General features: G+C 70.4%; 18 protein-coding genes. 9 read left to right on the top strand and 9 right to left on the bottom strand.

Annotation, left to right across the window (positions count from 1 at the left end):
• Positions 1-7 precede the first annotated feature (7 nt).
• Positions 8-1,480: an NAD-dependent succinate-semialdehyde dehydrogenase gene (locus BJY20_RS08985; RefSeq protein WP_185991219.1), complete on the bottom strand. Its 1,473-nt coding sequence runs from the start codon at positions 1,478-1,480 to the stop codon at positions 8-10.
• 84 nt (positions 1,481-1,564) lie between these two features.
• Here BJY20_RS08985 and BJY20_RS08980 point away from each other — a divergent pair, with 84 nt between their 5' ends.
• Together BJY20_RS08980 and BJY20_RS08975 are read left to right on the top strand one after the other, a co-directional pair.
• The gene (locus BJY20_RS08980; protein ID WP_185991218.1) at positions 1,565-2,806 is read left to right on the top strand and encodes an aspartate aminotransferase family protein; all 1,242 of its coding nucleotides are present in this window, start codon (positions 1,565-1,567) and stop codon (positions 2,804-2,806) included.
• 4 nt (positions 2,807-2,810) lie between these two features.
• Complete coding sequence (locus BJY20_RS08975; RefSeq protein WP_185991217.1) at positions 2,811-3,305, top strand: DUF3830 family protein; 495 nt, start codon at positions 2,811-2,813, stop codon at positions 3,303-3,305.
• Positions 3,306-3,387: 82 nt separating this feature from the next.
• Here the strand turns inward: BJY20_RS08975 and BJY20_RS08970 are convergent, their stop codons facing one another.
• The gene (locus BJY20_RS08970; protein ID WP_185991216.1) at positions 3,388-4,758 is read right to left on the bottom strand and encodes an amidase; all 1,371 of its coding nucleotides are present in this window, start codon (positions 4,756-4,758) and stop codon (positions 3,388-3,390) included.
• Positions 4,759-4,761: 3 nt separating this feature from the next.
• Positions 4,762-5,742: a D-2-hydroxyacid dehydrogenase gene (locus BJY20_RS08965; RefSeq protein WP_185991215.1), complete on the bottom strand. Its 981-nt coding sequence runs from the start codon at positions 5,740-5,742 to the stop codon at positions 4,762-4,764.
• A 77-nt stretch (positions 5,743-5,819) separates the two neighbouring features.
• Between BJY20_RS08965 and BJY20_RS08960 the strand changes: the two genes are divergently transcribed.
• From BJY20_RS08960 to BJY20_RS08950, 3 genes are read left to right on the top strand one after another with little or no spacing between them, the layout of a single operon-like run.
• Positions 5,820-6,572, top strand: coding sequence for an aspartate racemase/maleate isomerase family protein (locus BJY20_RS08960; protein ID WP_185991214.1), 753 nt, complete (start codon positions 5,820-5,822; stop codon positions 6,570-6,572).
• Positions 6,569-7,285 carry a maleate cis-trans isomerase family protein gene (locus BJY20_RS08955; RefSeq protein WP_185991213.1) on the top strand — a complete coding sequence of 239 codons (717 nt, stop codon included), beginning with the start codon at positions 6,569-6,571 and terminating at the stop codon, positions 7,283-7,285. The genes BJY20_RS08960 and BJY20_RS08955 overlap by 4 nt, the downstream gene beginning before the upstream one ends.
• Complete coding sequence (locus tag BJY20_RS08950; RefSeq protein ID WP_185991212.1) at positions 7,282-7,965, top strand: GntR family transcriptional regulator; 684 nt, start codon at positions 7,282-7,284, stop codon at positions 7,963-7,965. The genes BJY20_RS08955 and BJY20_RS08950 overlap by 4 nt, the downstream gene beginning before the upstream one ends.
• A gap of 10 nt (positions 7,966-7,975) precedes the next feature.
• On the opposite strand, the gene BJY20_RS08945 is transcribed toward BJY20_RS08950, so the two are convergent.
• Positions 7,976-9,250 carry a Glu/Leu/Phe/Val dehydrogenase dimerization domain-containing protein gene (locus BJY20_RS08945; protein ID WP_185992536.1) on the bottom strand — a complete coding sequence of 425 codons (1,275 nt, stop codon included), beginning with the start codon at positions 9,248-9,250 and terminating at the stop codon, positions 7,976-7,978.
• Positions 9,251-9,391: 141 nt separating this feature from the next.
• Between BJY20_RS08945 and BJY20_RS08940 the strand changes: the two genes are divergently transcribed.
• The gene (locus BJY20_RS08940) at positions 9,392-10,330 is read left to right on the top strand and encodes a LysR family transcriptional regulator (protein ID WP_185991211.1); all 939 of its coding nucleotides are present in this window, start codon (positions 9,392-9,394) and stop codon (positions 10,328-10,330) included.
• On the opposite strand, the gene BJY20_RS08935 is transcribed toward BJY20_RS08940, so the two are convergent.
• Together BJY20_RS08935 and BJY20_RS08930 are read right to left on the bottom strand one after the other, a co-directional pair.
• Positions 10,331-10,963 carry a DUF998 domain-containing protein gene (locus tag BJY20_RS08935; protein ID WP_185991210.1) on the bottom strand — a complete coding sequence of 211 codons (633 nt, stop codon included), beginning with the start codon at positions 10,961-10,963 and terminating at the stop codon, positions 10,331-10,333.
• A 56-nt stretch (positions 10,964-11,019) separates the two neighbouring features.
• Complete coding sequence (locus BJY20_RS08930) at positions 11,020-11,949, bottom strand: alpha/beta hydrolase (protein ID WP_185991209.1); 930 nt, start codon at positions 11,947-11,949, stop codon at positions 11,020-11,022.
• A gap of 94 nt (positions 11,950-12,043) precedes the next feature.
• On the opposite strand from BJY20_RS08930, the gene BJY20_RS08925 reads away from it, so the two are divergent.
• From BJY20_RS08925 to BJY20_RS08915, 3 genes are all read left to right on the top strand, one after another.
• Entirely contained in the window at positions 12,044-12,682 is a 639-nt protein-coding gene (locus BJY20_RS08925) for a thioredoxin-like domain-containing protein (protein WP_185991208.1), read from the top strand.
• On the top strand, positions 12,679-13,311 hold the full coding sequence (locus BJY20_RS08920) for a DUF305 domain-containing protein (RefSeq protein ID WP_185991207.1): 633 nt from the start codon (positions 12,679-12,681) through the stop codon (positions 13,309-13,311). The genes BJY20_RS08925 and BJY20_RS08920 overlap by 4 nt, the downstream gene beginning before the upstream one ends.
• 71 nt (positions 13,312-13,382) lie before the next feature.
• A complete protein-coding gene (locus BJY20_RS08915) occupies positions 13,383-14,351 on the top strand; it encodes a threonine ammonia-lyase (RefSeq protein WP_185991206.1) in 969 nt (322 codons plus the stop codon).
• A 123-nt stretch (positions 14,352-14,474) separates the two neighbouring features.
• Here BJY20_RS08915 and BJY20_RS08910 read toward each other — a convergent pair whose 3' ends face one another.
• The 3 genes from BJY20_RS08910 to BJY20_RS08900 are packed head-to-tail and all read right to left on the bottom strand — an operon-like array spanning position 14,475 to position 15,692.
• Entirely contained in the window at positions 14,475-14,864 is a 390-nt protein-coding gene (locus BJY20_RS08910) for a type II toxin-antitoxin system VapC family toxin (RefSeq protein WP_185991205.1), read from the bottom strand.
• Positions 14,861-15,109, bottom strand: coding sequence for a type II toxin-antitoxin system Phd/YefM family antitoxin (locus BJY20_RS08905; protein WP_185991204.1), 249 nt, complete (start codon positions 15,107-15,109; stop codon positions 14,861-14,863). The genes BJY20_RS08910 and BJY20_RS08905 overlap by 4 nt, the downstream gene beginning before the upstream one ends.
• Positions 15,110-15,137: 28 nt before the next feature.
• Complete coding sequence (locus BJY20_RS08900) at positions 15,138-15,692, bottom strand: GNAT family N-acetyltransferase (protein ID WP_185991203.1); 555 nt, start codon at positions 15,690-15,692, stop codon at positions 15,138-15,140.
• Positions 15,693-15,778 lie beyond the last annotated feature (86 nt).

Here is a 15,778-nt window from a genome sequence, read left to right as displayed (position 1 = left end):
CCGTCAGTCACATCTTCACGCCGATGTACTTCGTCTCCAGGAACTCGTCGATACCGGTGAAGCCACCCTCGCGGCCGACGCCCGACTCCTTCACGCCACCGAACGGCGCGGCGGGGTTGGACACGACGCCCATGTTGAGGCCGACCATGCCCGCCTCGAGCGCCTGGCTGACCCGGAAGCCCCGGTCGAGGCCCTGGGTGAAGATGTAGGAGACCAGGCCGAAGGGGGTGTCGTTCGCCAGCGCGATCGCCTCCTCCTCGGTGTCGAACTCCCCGATCGCGGCGACCGGCCCGAAGATCTCCGTGCTCGCGAGCTCGGCGTCGGCGGGGACCCCGGTGAGGACGGTCGCCGGGTAGAAGTAGCCCTCCCGGTCGGAGGGCTCCCCACCGAGCTTCGCCGTGGCGCCGCGGGAGACGGCGTCCTGGACGAGCTCCTCGACCTTGTCGACCGCGCCCTGGTTGACCAGCGGCCCGACGACGACGCCGTCCTCGACCCCACGCCCCATCGCGAGCGCACCCATCCGCTCGGTGAGGCGACGGGAGAACTCCTCGGCGACCGGGCGCTGGACCAGGATCCGGTTGGCGGCCGTGCAGGCCTGGCCGATGTTGCGCATCTTCGCCAGCATCGCCCCCTCGACGGCGGCGTCGAGGTCGGCGTCGTCGAAGACGATGAAAGGTGCGTTGCCGCCGAGCTCCATCGAGGTGCGCATGACGGTCTTCGCGGCGAGCTCGAGCAGGTGCTTGCCGACCGGGGTGGACCCGGTGAAGGAGATCTTGCGCGAACGCGGGTCGAGGATCATCGGCGTCATCACGTCGTCCGTCTTGCTCGTCGTCACGACGTTGACCACGCCCTTGGGCAGACCGGCCCGCTCGAGGATGTCGACCAGCGCGAGCGTCGACAGCGGCGTCTGCGAGGCGGGCTTGATCACGCAGGTGCACCCGGCGGCGATGGCGGGACCGATCTTGCGGGTGCCCATGGCCATCGGGAAGTTCCACGGCGTGATCAGGATGCACGGACCGACCGGCTCCTTGGACACCATGAAGCGCGACCCGCCGGCGGGTGCCGTCATGAACCCGCCGTCGATGCGCACGGCCTCCTCGGCGAACCACCGGAAGAACTCGGCGGCGTACTTGATCTCGCCGCGGGCCTCGGCCAAGGGCTTGCCCATCTCGAGGGTCATGATCAGCGCGAGGCGCTCGCTGTCCTGCAAGAGCAGGTCGTAGGCGCGGGAGAGGATCTCGCTGCGCTCCCGGGGTGCCGTCGCGGCCCACTCGGACTGCGCCTCGGCGGCTGCGTCGAGGGCGGCGGCCGCCTCCTGCGGCGTCGCGTCGGCGACCTCGCACAGAACCGTGCCGGTGGACGGGTCGATCACCGGCAGGGTCGCGGCCGTCGGCTGCCACTCACCGTCGATGAAGAGGCCGGTGGGCACCGACTCGATGGCCTCCCGCTCGCGGTCCTGCGTGATCTCGGTGTCCTGCATCGATGGCTCCTTCGTCGCGTCCTTGCCGTTGCCACCATCCTAGAAGTATTGTCAACAATCAGACAACCAACCTGGAGGTTATCGATGACAGCGCTGTCCCCCCTTCTCAAGCAGGCCACCCCCGTGGTCGTCGACCACGCACTCGGCTCCGAGCTCTTCGACAGCGGCGGTCGCCGCTTCCTCGACTTCACCGCCGGCATCGGCGTCGTGAGCACCGGCCACTGCCACCCGAAGGTCGTCGCCGCCGCGCAGGAGCAGACCGGCAAGCTCATCCACGGGCAGTACACCACCGTCATGCACAAGCCGCTCATGGAGTTGGTGGAGAAGCTCGACGGGGTTCTGCCCTCGCACCTCAACTCGCTCTTCTTCGCCAACTCCGGCAGCGAGGCGCTCGAGGCATCTCTGCGCCTGAGCCGCCAGGCCACGGGCCGGCCCAACGTCATCGTCTTCCACGGCGGCTTCCACGGGCGCACGGTCGCGACGGCGACGATGACAACGTCCGGCACCCGGTTCTCGGCGGGCTTCTCGCCGCTCATGGGTGGGGTGCACGTCGCCCCCTTCCCCACCGCCTACCGCTACGGGTGGAGCGAGGAGGAGGCGACCCGTTTCGCCCTCCAGGAGCTCGACTACATCTTCGCGACGCTCACCTCCCCGGAAGAGACCGCCGCCTTCATCGTCGAGCCGATCCTCGGCGAAGGGGGCTACGTCCCGGGCAACACCGCCTTCTTCCAGGGCCTGCGTGAGCGGGCCGACAAGCACGGCATCGTGCTGGTCATGGACGAGGTCCAGGCGGGCTTCGGGCGCACGGGCAAGATGTTCGGCCACCAGCACTTCGACGTGAAGCCGGACATCATCACCCTCGCCAAGGGCATCGCCTCCGGCTTCCCGATCTCCGGCATCGCCGCGACCGAGGAGCTGATGAGCAAGGCGTGGGCCGGCTCGCAGGGTGGCACCTACGGCGCCAACGCCGTGGCCTGCGCCGCGGCCGTCGCCACCCTCGGCGTCATCGAGGAGGAGGGGCTGGTCGCCAATGCGGCCGAGCGCGGTCACCAGTTGCTCGACGGGGCGAAGTCCGCAGCAGTCGACGGCGTCGGTGACGTGCGCGGCCTCGGCCTGCTCGTCGGCAGCGAGTTCACCACGTCCGATGGCATGCCCGACGCCGAGCGGGCCAAGGCGGCGCAGCAGCTCGCGGCGACCAAGGGCCTGCTCCTGCTCACCTGCGGCGCGCACATGAACACCGTGCGGATGATCCCGCCGCTCGTGGTCACCTCCGAGCAGGTCGACGAGGCCCTGGGCATCTGGTCCGAGGTCCTGGCGGAGGTGTGAGGTGGTGGCCCGGTACTTCACGATCACGCTCGAGTCGCGGGGGGTGAGTTGCCGGGCACGGCTGCTCGACGACGAGGCACCGCTGACGTGCGAGGCGGTGTGGGACGCGCTACCGGCGGGTAGTGACGCCTTCCACGCCAAGTACGCGCGCAACGAGGTCTACACACTCGTCCCCCGGATCACCGCGGCCCCGCGGCGGGAGAACCCGACGATCACCCCGATCCCGGGGGACGTGTGCCTCTTCGACTTCGAGCCATGGGAGATCGGCAACCCCGCCTACGGGTACGACCCGGGCTCGACGGCGCATGCCGAGCAGGGGGCGAGCGACCTGGCGATCTTCTACGGGCGCAACAACCTGCTCATCAACGGCGACCTGGGCTGGGTGCCCGGGTCCGTCTTCGGCGCGATCGAGGAGGGCCTGCCCGAGATGGCCGAAGCGTGCAATGACCTGTGGCGCAACGGCTTCGCCGGGGAGCGACTGCTCTTCGCCCGGGCCTGACCGACCCCTCCGATCCGAGACATGGTCAGGGGCCGCTACTTCTGAGAAGTAGCGGCCCCTCGCCATGTCGCGGCGGGTGAGATCAGGTGGCGAGCAGCCACTCCACGAAGCGCGCGACGGCCAGGACGAGGTCGTCGGAGTGGCGCGGACCGATGATCTGCAGCCCGACCGGCAGCCCCGCGGACGTGGTGCCGACGGGGATGCTGATCGCCGGCTGCTGGGTCATGTTGAAGGGATAGGTGAAGGGGGTCCAGTCCGCCCAGTGCGTCATCCCGCTCCCCGGCGGCACGTCGTGGCCGGCCTCGAACGCCGGGATCGGCATCGTCGGCGTGATGAGCACGTTGTGCTGCTCGTGGAAGGCACCCATCGTGATGCCGAGCGCTGCGGCCACGGCACGCGCCTCGAAGACATCGACGGCGCTCGCCGCCTCGCCGACGTCCCACGCCTCCCCCAGGCCGGGGTCGATGGTCTCGCGCACACCGGGCATCGTCCGCAGGAGGGTCGCGGCGCTGGCGCCCCACAGCAGCTTGAAGGGCTCGAGCGGGTCGTCGAAGCCGGGGTCGACGGCAGTGACGGGCATGCCCGCTGCGTCGATCTTCGCGACGACGGCGTCGCAGATCCGTCCGACCTCCTCGTCGACCTGCACGTATCCGAGCGTCTTGGAGTAGGCGACGGGCAGCCCGGTCACCTCACGGTTGTACTCGCCCCGGAAGGTCAACCGTGGTGGGGCGAGCTGGGTCGGGTCGCGATGGTCGGGCAGCGAGATGATGTCCATGAGCAGCGCCGCGTCCTCGACGGTGCGCGTCATCGGACCGGCGTGGGCGAGGGGCCCGAAGGGGCTGGCCGGATACATCGGGACGCGGCCGTGGGTCGGCTTGAAGCCGACGATCCCGCAGAACGACGCGGGGATGCGCACGCTGCCACCGGCGTCGGTGCCCACGCACACCGGACCCATCCCGGCAGCGATGGCGGCCGAGGCCCCTCCGGAGGACCCCCCGGCAGTCGTTCGGGGGTCGACGGGGTTGCGGGTGATGCCGGTCAACGGTGAGTCGGTGACGCCCTTCCAGGCGAGCTCGGGCGTGGTGTTCTTGCCGACGAAGACCATCCCGTCGGCGCGCAGCCGGGCGGTGACGGGCGCGTCGACCTCCCACGGCTGGTCGGGGTCGATCGCCTTGGATCCACGCCGTGTCGGCCATCCCTTGGTGAGGAAGATGTCCTTGATCGAGGTCGGCACACCGTCGAGCAGACCCTGGGGCGTCCCGGCCTGCCAGCGGGCCTCGGAGGCACGCGCCTGCTCCAGGGCGCTCTCCCGGTCGACGAGGCAGAAGGCGTTGATCTCGCCGTCGGCCTCCTCGATGCGGTCGACGACCGCATTGGTCGCCTCGACGGGCGAGAGCTCCTTCGCGCCGTAGGCGGCGACGAGCTCGACGGCGGTCATCTCGGTTGGGTTCATCTCTCAGCTCCCGGTGGTCGGAACGTAGCCCAGCGACGTGTCGACGACGTTGTCCAACGGACGACCGTCGACCCAGCGCACGAAGTTCTCGGCGAAGAGATCAACCAGTGCGTCGCGCCAGCCGACGAAGTCGCCGGAGTTGTGGGGGGTGATCATGACGTCCGGCAAGGTCCACAGCGCGTGGTCCGCGGGCAGTGGCTCCGGGTCGACCACGTCCAGGGCCGCACCGGCGACCTGCTCGGAGCGAAGGGCGGCGACCAGGTCGTCGGTGACCACCAGCTCGCCACGGCCCACGTTGATGAAGCGAGCATGTGGCTGCATGGCAGCGAAGGCGTCGGTGTCGAACATCCCTGCGGTCTGGTCGGTCAGCGGCGCGATCGCCACCACCCAGTCCGCCTGTCCGAGTGCCTCGTGGAGGTCCTCGGTGGCGCTGACGTCACCGAAGTCCGGGTCGCCGGTCCGCTCCCTTCGCCCGGACCCCGACACCTCGAGGCCGGCGGCGCGCAACAGACGAGCGACGGCCCGGCCGATCGGCCCGGTCCCGACGACGAGCGCGCGCGTCCCCGCGACCCGCTCGGACTCGCGGTGCTGCCACCTGGCCTCGTCCTGCAGTCGCAGGGAGCGCGGCAGGTCCTTGGCGAACGAGAGCACCTGGGCGAGCACGTACTCGGCGATCGCGTCGTCGAAGACCCCTCGGGAGTTGGTGATGACGACATCGCTCGCACGGACCTCGGGCGTCATCAGCGGGTCCACCCCGGCAGCGGCGATGTGCACCCACTCCACCGACCCGGCCGCGTGCCAGGCATCCGCGAGTGCCGTGCTGAGGAAGTCGTAGGCGAAGACGACGTCGGCGCCGTCCATCGCATCGGCGAGCCCGTCGGCCTGCGTGAAGCGGACCTCGGCCCGGTCGGTCACCGGCGCAAGGGCATCCGGCGAGGGGCGATTCTCGTTGTGGAGGACCACGACGACGGGCTTTGTCGACATGTTGACAACCTAGGAGCGCGCTCCCTAGATTGTCAACAATCCGGCAATCCCGCTGCCCGACGAGAGAGGGGCCACGCGTGGAGCTGACAGACGTCGAGTTCGAGGGACCGCTGGCCCAGCGCGGGATCGGCATCATCGCGCCCTTCGACCTCGCGCTGGAACGGGAGCTGTGGCGCTGGGCGCCGCTCGACGTCAGCTTCCACCTGGCACGGACCCCCTTCGAGCCCGTCGCGGTCAGCCTCGAGCAGGCCGAGCTCGTCTCCGGCAAGGAACACCTGCAGAAGGCCACCCGCGACGTCCTCGGCGTCGACCCCGAGGTCGTGGCCTACCTGTGCACGTCGGGCAGCTTCATCCACGGACCGCAGTACGAGACCTCGCTGCGACAGGCGATCCTCGATGCCGGTGCCCCCGCCGCGGTCACCACCTCCGGCGCCCTCGTCGAGGCCGTCGGGAAGCTGGGTCTGCGCCGGATGTCGATCGTCACGCCCTACGACGCCGAGTTGACCGACCGTCTCGTGGCCTTCCTCGGCGACCTCGACGTCGAGGTGATCCACTCGCACTACCTGGGGCTCGGCGGCGGCATCTGGCGGGTCAACTACCGCACCGTCGTCGAGCAGATCCTCGCAGCCGACGACCCGCGATCCGAGGCGATCTTCGTCTCCTGCACCAACCTGCCGACCTACGACATCATCACGCCGCTCGAGCGCGAGCTGGGCAAGCCCGTGCTCACCGCCAACCAACTCACGGTCTGGGCCAGCCTCGGCCGGATGGGGCTACCGATGGTCGGCCCCGGGAAGTGGTTGCGCGACGTCTTCCAGGAGGAGCCATGACCACGATCGGGATGATCTACCCCGACCACGCCGCCGAGGACGAGTACCCATGGGCCGCAGAGCTGCTCGGTGTCAGTCTCCCGGTCGCCCACATCTACGGCACGGACCTGCACGCCATCCCCCAGCTGCTCGACCTCGGCAGCCCGGAGCGCCTCGCCGAGGGCGCCGCGCAGCTGGCGCAGTACGAGCCGGATGCCGTGCTCTGGGCGTGCACCTCGGGCAGCTTCGTCTACGGGGCGAAGGGGGTCGAGAGCCAGATCGCGGCCCTCACCCACGCCGCCGGCGTGCCCGCCTCGAGCACGAGCGAGGCCTTCGCCGCGGCCTTGGCGCACCTGCAGGTGACACGGGTCGCGGTTGCCGCCAGCTATCCGCAGGACGTCGCCTCGCTCTTCGTCGACTACCTCGACGCGAACGGTGCCCGGGTCGTGGCCCTGTCCAGCGCGGGCATCGACACGGCCGCCGAGGTCGGCACCCTCACCTCCGAGCAGGTCATCGAGCTCGCCGTGGCCAACGACCACCCCGACGCGCAGGCCCTGCTCGTGCCGGACACCGCGATGCATACCCTTGCGGTCGTGCCCGAGCTGGAGGACCGGCTCGGCAAGCCGGTGCTCACCGCCAACCAGGTGACGATCTGGCAGGGACTGCGGTTGGCCGGGGTCACCCCCTCGGCCACGCAGCTCGGCACCCTCTTCCGGGCGAAGGCAGGCTCATGACCCTCGAAGACCTCAAACCCGTCAGACGCCGCTCGACGGTCGAGCACATCGCCGGCGAGCTCCGTGCGGCGATCATGTCCGGCTCACTCGAGCCGGGCGACCAGCTCGGCGAGGCCGACCTCGCCGAGCGCTTCTCCGTCTCCCGCGGGCCCCTGCGCGAGGCCATGCAGCGTCTGGTGTCCGAGGGCGTGCTGCTCGCCATCGCCAACCGCGGGGTCTTCGTCGCAGAGCTGACGCTCGAGGACGTGCGCGATGTCTACCGCACTCGCTCGGTCATCGAACGCGGTGCCGTGGAGATCGCGCTCGACGAGCGCCGGCGGGCGGAGCTGCACCGCCGCGTGCAACGCAGCATCGGGCAGATGCGTCGGGCCGCGGCCAGAGGGGACGGACCGGCCGTCTCGGACGCCGACCAGGCCTTCCACGAGGCGCTCGTCGAGTGCTCGCACAGCCCTCGGCTCATCCGCGCGATGCGCACACTGCTCGTCGAGACCCGCATGTGCCTGGGCGAGCTGCGCACCACGTACCCCGACCTGGAGACCCAGGTCCACGAGCACGAGGCCCTCGCCCAGGCCTTCCTCGACGAGTCCCCCGCCAAGGTGAAGTCCGCGCTGCTAGCACACCTCGACGACGCCGTTGACCGGCTCGTCAGCAAGCGTGACGAGCCGGTCAACGGGGACTGAGAGCCCGGTCTCAGGGAACGGTGATCTCCGCTCCGACGAGCTGCTCGTGGTTGGTCGCAGCGAGGACCCGACCTGTCTCCCGGGGGGCGATGCCCATGCCCTTCCACTCACCGAGCAGGACGGCGACCTTGCTGCGCATCTCCGACTTCAGGCGGGTGAAGGAGTCCTGCGGGTCGTCGCCGACCTGGCCCTGCAGGAGCCACCAGGCCCATGCTGCGGCGCCGGCGTTGGCGACGAAGTCCGGGATCACCGGGATTCCACGGACGGTGAGCATCTCCTCGGCCTCCGGCGTCGTGGCCGAGTTGGCCGCCTCGACGACGACCTGGGCCGTGATCTCGGAGGCGTTCTCCTCGCGGATCGCGTAGGAGATGGCGGCGGGGACGAAGATGTCGGCCCGGGCCGAGAGGATCGCCTCGCGCGGCAGCTGCTCGACACTCGCGGGCACCCGGCCGCGGTCGATCTCGCCGTACTCGTCACGCAGGTCGAGCAGCAGCGGGATGTCCAGGCCAGCCGGGTCGGACAGGGTGCCGGCGGCGTCCGCGATAGCCACGACCTTCACACCTGCCTCGTGCAGGTACCAGGCCGCGCCACCACCCATCGTGCCGACGCCCTGGATCGAGACCGTCGTCTCCTCCTGCGCCCAGCCGAGGGAGTCGGCGGCTCCGAGGCAGGCCTCGGCGACGCCGTAGCCACCGATGATCTCGCCCAGCTGCAGGCCGTCGTCGGTGAGGGCATCGAGGCCGGCGCGCACGCGCTGCATCGCCCGGCTCGGGTAGGCCGAGCGCTCGATCGCCGCGTGGTACGACTGCCCGAGGCCGAGGTTGGCGAAGACCTCGTCGATACGGGACTGTGCCACGCCGAGGTCCTCCGCGGTGACCCAGTGGCTGTCCAGCCACGGCAGCATGGCCGCGCAGAAGCGCTCCAGCACACCCACCGCCTCGGGGTCGCGGGGATCGAAGTCGATGCCCCCCTTCGCTCCGCCGACGGGCAGGCCGAAGACGGACGTCTTGGTTGCCATCCCACGGGCGAGGTCACCGACCTCGGTGATCGTGCACCCGGGACGCATCCGGGTCCCGCCCGTGGCCAGACCACCGACGAGGGTGTGCACGACGAGGAATCCGTGGGCGCCCGTGACCGGGTCGACCCACGTCACCTCGTGGGCCGGGGCCCCGTCGAGGAGGTCGCGCCCGGGGACGGCGTCGACGCTCGCGTCGACGGCATGATCAGGAACGCGCAGGACCTGCGGCTCGGCCTGGTTCGTCGAGTCCCATCCCGGACTGTGCATGATCGTCACGTCAACCACCTCTTTCTGCAGGTTCCTGTCCTCCCAGCGTGGGCCCGGTCACAGCGGGGCGTCCAGCGCGTGAACCTGCACGATCATGTGCACTTCCCCTTAAACATGGGGAAGTGGCTCTACATTGGGTCAATGGAGCTGTCCTTGCGTCGGTTGCAGATGCTGCGCGAACTTCATCGTCGCGGCACGGTCACCGCTGCGGCGGCAGCTCTCCACTACAGCCCGTCGGGGGTCTCGCAGCAGCTCGCCCAGCTCGAGCGGGAGGTGGGCGTCACGCTCGTCGAGCGCTTCGGCAGACGGGTCCAGCTGACCGACCTGGGGCTGGTGCTCCTCGAGCACGCCGAGGAGATCCTCGGCGCGGTCGAGCGGGCGACCGCGGCTCTGGAGTCGGCGCAGGAGGGGGTGACCGCCCGCCTGACCGTGGGTGTGTGGGCCTCGGTGGCCGCCGGCCTGCTGCCCCGGGCCCTGACGACGCTGGCGGCCAACCACCCGGGGATCGAGGTGCACACCACCGAGCTGGTCCCCGAGCAGAGTGCCGCCGCGGTGCTCGAGGGGAAGTTCGATGCCGCCTTCGTCATCGACTACTCGGACCACGAGATGGACTGGGACCCGAGCCTGACCCGGACCGTCGTTGCCGTGGAGCGGCTGCACGCGGCCGTGGCAGCGGGCACGGTGCTCGGCGACACGGTCTCCCTGCTCCAGCTGGCGGAGCATCCCTGGATCCTGTCCGGCCCGCGCTCGCACTTCGGCCGGGCTGTGCGCATCGCCTGCCACAAGCAGGGCTTCGAGCCCCGGATCGCGCACACCGTCGAGGAGCAGCCGACGGCACTGGCCCTGGCGGCCGCCGGTCTCGGGGTCACCCTCGTCTCGGACCTCGCGCTGGCCATCCGGCCGGAGGGAGTGGACATCGTCGCCCTGGACAAGCCGGTGATGCGCACGATCTCGGTCGCCCACCGGGCGTCCTCGGCGCCGCGCCGCTCGATCGACCTCTTCATCGACGCGGTACGCACCACGGCAGCCGAGCAGGGGCTCGGGGCGAGCACCTCGCTGCCGCTGTCCACGAGCGACTGATCAGCCGGGCGGGTCCGCGCGTGGTCGGCCCAGCAGGACGGCGATGCCGGCGAGGACCTGCCACACCAGGACCGAGTAGACGGCGATCCGCTCCACGAGGCCGAAGCCACCGATCCCCAGCATCCCGCAGGCGCTGCCGGCCAGGGAGAGCAGACCCAGGGCCGCCGTGACCAGTGCCAGCCGCCGGTAGGTGCCCGACAGCGACACGGCGAGCGCCAGCAGGAGCAGGCTCCCGCCCAGGATGGTCAGGACGGCCCCGACGCCGTGCACGTCCGCCCGCGTCGACGGCATCCCGGTCGGGAAGAGCCCGACGACGACCGTGCCCAGGCCGTAGGCGACGGCGAGAGCGAGCACCGTGCGGCGTGCGCGCCGGGGGACGAAGGGGGCGAGGACCAGCCCGGCGAGGAGGACCCTCACTCCCGTGGCGACGAAGGTCACGTTCATCACCGCGTGCCTGGTCGAGGCGAAGGCGTCGCCCCCCGCGTACCGCGTCTCGGGGACGCCGAGCTCGCTGATCGCGTCGATCGTCCATCGGTAGGGGCGCCCCTCCCAGCCGGTGGCCGCCCACGCCTCCCCGACGAAGTACAGACCGGCGAGCAGCAGGAGGACACCACCGAGGCGGTACCGGGTCACGCTCGCTCGTCCGTGATCCCGCTGATCGAGGTGCGACGAAGGAGCCTCGAGGTCACTCACGCGGGCAGGTGGTCGTCGAACCATCGGATGACGTCGGCGGTGACCTCGTCACGGTTGGTCTCGTTGAGGATCTCGTGTCGTGCCCCGGGGTAGAGCGACACCGTCACGTCACGCACTCCCGCCGCGAGGAAGGCGTCGGCGACCTCGCGCACGCCCTGGCCACCCTTGCCGCCCACCGGATCGCGGTCGCCGGAGACGAAGTACACCGGCAGGTCGACGGGCACGAGGTACGCCTTCTTCGGCAGGCTGTTGACGCCGCCGAGCATGTCCGCGAAGAAACCAGCCGTGAAGACCTCGCCGCAGCGCGGGTCGGCGATGTACTTCGCCACCTCGTCGGCGTCCCGGGAGAGCCAGTCGAACTGCGTCGTCGTCGGACGGAAACCGAGGTTGAACTGCCCGAAGGTCAGCGTGTTCATCAACGGCGAGGTGGCTCGTCGACCGCGCACCCGGGACTCGAGAGCGGCGACGGTCTGCCCCACCTTGCCGAGCAAGCCCTGGTCGCCGCCGGTGCCGCTGAAGACCGCGCCGTCGAGGTGCTGCCCGTAGCGGGTGATGTGGTCGCGGCCGAGGAAGGAGCCCATCGAGTGCCCGAAGAAGAAGAACGGCAACCCCGGGTGCTGTGCCCGCGCGGCCTCGCCGACGGCGTGGATGTCCTCGACGGCGGCGTCCCAGCCGTGGTCGTCGGCGAAGACACCGCGGTCCTCGGGTCGGCTCGCCGTCTCGCCGTGACCACGGTGGTCGTGGGTCCAGACCGCGTACCCGGCGTCGGTGAGCGCCTGCGCGAACCGCTCGTAGCGGCCGGAGTGCTCGGCCATGCCGTGGGCCAGCTGCACGGACCCCTTCGCCTCGCCCTCGGGGAGCCAGGTCCTGACGAAGAGAGGGGAACCATCGTGGGGGGAGACGACGGTCGTGGTGTCGGCGCGCATGACGACAGCGTAACGAGGAGTGCTGCACAGGGGACCTTCAGTTGGCAGTGGAATACTCCTCGCGACTACCACCGCCCCCCGACCCGAGGGACCCATGAGCAAGAAGTCGAAGCCGACGTCCGCCCGCGATGCCCGGCTGGCACAGGCACGCCGGGACCAGCAGGCCAAGGAGCGCCGCCGGACCTACCTCCTCGTCGGGGTGACCGCCGTGATCATCGTCGCGATCGTCGCCATGGTCGGCTACGCGGTCGTCAGCGAGGCCGACGACCGCGAGGCCGCCGGCGACCTCGCGGCGGTCAAGGAGTACGACTACGAGGGCGGCAACCACGTCCAGGGCGAGATCGACTACCAGGAGTCGCCGCCCGTTGGCGGCGAGCACAACCCGATCTGGCTCAACTGCGGGGTCTACGACGAGCCGGTGCCGAACCAGCACGCCGTCCACTCCCTCGAGCACGGCACCGTGTGGGTGACCTACGACCCCGAGCTGCCGGACAGCGAGGTCGAGAAGCTCGAGCAGGCGCTCCCCGACACCTACACGCTCCTCTCCCCCTACGAGGGCGAGATGCCCTCGAAGGTCGTCGCCAGCGCCTGGGGACACCAGCTGGCGCTGGAGTCCGCGGACGACCCGCGACTGCAGGGCTTCATCAAGGAGTATCGCCAGGGGCCCCAGACCCCTGAGCCGGGAGCGGCCTGCACGGGTGGTGTGGACGCGTCCGGAGTCGTGTCCCAGTGAGCCCCAGGGCCATCATCGCGGTCGTCGTCGCGCTCGCCCTCGGGCTGGTCGGCGGACTCGCACTGAGCACGGTCGGCTCGGATGAGCTGCCCGCCGACGACAGCGTCGCCGCCGGCTTCGCCCGGGACATGAAGACCCACCACGACCAGGCGGTGCAGATGTCGTGGATAGTGCGCGAGCGCACCGACGACGAGCTCGTGCGCTCGCTCTCCTACGACATCGCCCGCACCCAGGAGAACCAGTCCGGGCAGATGGCCGGCTGGCTCGACGTGTGGGGGCTGAGCCCGACCGGGCCCGGCGCGCAGATGGAGTGGATGCAGGGGCTGGGGCACGACCACGAGGACGACCCGGACGCCCAGCTGACCGATGACGGCACGATGCCCGGCATGGCCTCACCCGAGCAGCTGGAGAAGTTGAAGTCCCTGACCGGCGAGGAGGCCGAGGTCTTCTTCCTGCAGCTGATGATCCGTCACCACAAGGCCGGCGTGCCGATGGCGCAGGTGGCCGTGGACTACTCGCAGAACGATGCCGTGGAGACCCTCGCGCGCTCGATCATCACCTCCCAGACCGCCGAGGTGGAGACGATGACGCAGATGCTCGACAGGCGTGGCGCGCAGCCGCTCGACTGACCCCCACCCCACGGTCCCTGAGGAGCTTGCTCAGCAAGCATCTCGAAGGGACCACGGTGCAGGATGGCCACATGGACTTCGGCATCGACACGATCAGGACGGCCGCGGAGCGGCTCCACGGGAGAGTCCGCGTCACCCCTCTCCTGTCCTCCCCGATGCTCGACGAGCTCACCGGCGCACAGGTGCTCGTCAAGGCGGAGTCGCTCCAGCTGACCGGCTCGTTCAAGATCCGCGGTGCGCTCGACACGCTGCTGTCGCTCACCGCCGCCGAGCGGGACGCGGGGGTACTCGCGTTCTCGACCGGTAACCACGGCCAGGCGGTCGCGGCGTCGGCGCAGATGACCGGCGCCCGCGCCACGATCGTCATGCCGCAGGACGCGCCGCGGATCAAGGTCGAGGGGGTGCGCTGGTGGGGTGGGGAGGTCGTCTTCTACGACCCGAGCACGCAGGACCGCGAGGACGTCGGGCACGGCCTCGTCGCCGAGCGCGGCCTGACGCTCGTGCACCCCTACGACGACGTGCGCGTCATGTCCGGGCAGGGGAGCGTCGGCCTGGAGGTCATCGACCAGCTGCGCGAAGGGGGGCACTCCCCGGACGCGATCGTCCTGCCCTGCAGCGGTGGTGGGCTGGCGTCGGGGACGATCGAGGCGGTGCGGTCGACGCACCCGGCGGTCACCCCCTTCGTCGTGGAGCGGGACGGGTACCCCAAGATGGCGCGCTCGCTGGCGTCCGGCCGGGTGGAGACGGTGCCGGCGGTGCCGGTCTTCCTCGACGCGATCGGCTCGCCGACGGTCGGACAGCACACCCTGGCGGCCCTGTCCCGGCACCCCGTGACGCCGCTGACGGTCACCGACGACGACGCCCGGGTGGCGATGCGCGCGGCCTTCCGCACACTCAAGCTCGTCCTCGAGCCCGGCGGCTCGGCGGCGCTGGCAGCGGTCCTCGCGCAGCGGGAGCGCTTCGCCGGGCAGACCGTGGTCGTCGTGGCCAGCGGGGGCAATGTCGACGCCTCGGTCTATGCCGAGGTGCTCGCCGGCTGAGCCGTCGCAATCGTCACCCGAGGGCCTGTGTCTGCTCGGCGGTCAGCGGTCGATCGGCATGGAGGAGAGGGACAGGACTCGGGTCCCTACGGTCATCTTCCCGGTCTCCCTGACCGACACCGATCAGCCAGGAGCCACAACGGCGAAGCCCAGGGCACGGGAGGCCTCTGCCATGCGCTGGTCATAGGTGACCACGGCGTCGACGCCGATCCGCACCGCTGCTGCAAGGTGCAGTGCGTCGAGCGACCGCAGGTTGGCGCCCGTCACGAGGCCGGCCTCGCGGAAGAGCGAGGCCGGCACCTCGAACAAGCCGACCCACTCCAGGAACTGGGACACACGCTCCTGCGACAGGACCTCCCTTCGCTGGGCCGCGCGACGTAGCTCCGTCTCCAGCAGCAAACAGGCAACAAGGTCCGGGGCCTCGGTGTCGAGTCGATCAGCGAGCGCGGTCGACTCCGACTCCTCGACCATCAACTTCAGTGCAGCCGAGGTGTCGAGGTACCACCGACTCATCGATCGCCCCGCAAGTCATCCAGCAGCTCGGACGTGGGCTCCTCGAGGGCGACTCGGCGGATCCCAGAGAACTTCGACCGCCTCGTGGCCGGCCGCAGGCACCGCAGGTCCTCGCCAACAGCGATCGGCGTCAACCGGGCGACGGGGACACCGCGCCGAGTCACGGTGTAGGACTCGCCGTGCTCGACCCCACGCATGATCTCTGCGTTGTCGTTGCGCAGTTCGCGCTGGCTGATCGTGGACATGAACCAAGCGTAGCACCTCGTAGCACAATCACGTGAGGGTCGTCGCCCTCTGCTCCTCGGTCAGATCCCGGTCGGCGTAGACCAGACGCACCGCGTCGGGGTCGGGGTTGCCGACGTCGTGGCCCTGCTGCTGGAGGGTCAGGCCGAGCTTCTCGGCGACGCGGCGCGAGGCCACGTTGTGCTCGAGCAGATGGGCGACGACGGGCGCCTGCGGACGGACGACGACGGCCGCTTCCAGCCCCGCCCGAGCGGCCTCGGTCGCCAGGCCCCGACCATGGACCTCGGCAGCGAAGCGGTACCCGAGGTTCCACCATCCGTGCGGACGCAGCGAGCAGCCCGCGTTGCCGAGCACGGCATCGTCATCGCGTGCCCGGACGATCCACTGCCCCAAGCCGTCTCGGTCCCACTCGTCGATCCACCCCTCGAGCATGGACCGGGTCCGCTGCGAGTTCGTGTGGCGCAGGATGGGGAAGTGCGTCCAGACCCTGGGGTCGCTGTAGATCGCGTGGAGCACGTCAAGGTCGTCGATGGTCGGCGCATCCAGGCGCAGTCGCTCGGTGCGGTGGTGACGACGATCGCTCATGCGGTGATCCTGTCAGTCGCTGCCGACGACCTCGGACGGCAAGGCTGCTGTGGACGTGCGGGCCCACGCTGTCCCCGGCCACGGAT

The sequence above is a fragment of the Janibacter cremeus genome, from assembly GCF_013409205.1.
Taxonomy (GTDB): domain Bacteria; phylum Actinomycetota; class Actinomycetes; order Actinomycetales; family Dermatophilaceae; genus Janibacter; species Janibacter cremeus.
The sequence above is the reverse complement of the archived record's forward strand: the minus strand, read 5'-3'. Positions and strand labels throughout refer to the sequence as shown.

Coding starts and splice junctions, on each gene's coding strand:
- BJY20_RS08985 (WP_185991219.1), bottom strand. CDS start 1,480: ATGCAGGACACCGAGATCACGCAGGACCGCGAGCGGGAGGCCATCGAG.
- BJY20_RS08980 (WP_185991218.1), top strand. CDS start 1,565: ATGACAGCGCTGTCCCCCCTTCTCAAGCAGGCCACCCCCGTGGTCGTC.
- BJY20_RS08970 (WP_185991216.1), bottom strand. CDS start 4,758: ATGAACCCAACCGAGATGACCGCCGTCGAGCTCGTCGCCGCCTACGGC.
- BJY20_RS08965 (WP_185991215.1), bottom strand. CDS start 5,742: ATGTCGACAAAGCCCGTCGTCGTGGTCCTCCACAACGAGAATCGCCCC.
- BJY20_RS08955 (WP_185991213.1), top strand. CDS start 6,569: ATGACCACGATCGGGATGATCTACCCCGACCACGCCGCCGAGGACGAG.
- BJY20_RS08950 (WP_185991212.1), top strand. CDS start 7,282: ATGACCCTCGAAGACCTCAAACCCGTCAGACGCCGCTCGACGGTCGAG.
- BJY20_RS08945 (WP_185992536.1), bottom strand. CDS start 9,250: ATGCACAGTCCGGGATGGGACTCGACGAACCAGGCCGAGCCGCAGGTC.
- BJY20_RS08940 (WP_185991211.1), top strand. CDS start 9,392: ATGGAGCTGTCCTTGCGTCGGTTGCAGATGCTGCGCGAACTTCATCGT.
- BJY20_RS08930 (WP_185991209.1), bottom strand. CDS start 11,949: ATGCGCGCCGACACCACGACCGTCGTCTCCCCCCACGATGGTTCCCCT.
- BJY20_RS08925 (WP_185991208.1), top strand. CDS start 12,044: ATGAGCAAGAAGTCGAAGCCGACGTCCGCCCGCGATGCCCGGCTGGCA.
- BJY20_RS08915 (WP_185991206.1), top strand. CDS start 13,383: ATGGACTTCGGCATCGACACGATCAGGACGGCCGCGGAGCGGCTCCAC.
- BJY20_RS08910 (WP_185991205.1), bottom strand. CDS start 14,864: ATGAGTCGGTGGTACCTCGACACCTCGGCTGCACTGAAGTTGATGGTC.
- BJY20_RS08905 (WP_185991204.1), bottom strand. CDS start 15,109: ATGTCCACGATCAGCCAGCGCGAACTGCGCAACGACAACGCAGAGATC.
- BJY20_RS08900 (WP_185991203.1), bottom strand. CDS start 15,692: ATGAGCGATCGTCGTCACCACCGCACCGAGCGACTGCGCCTGGATGCG.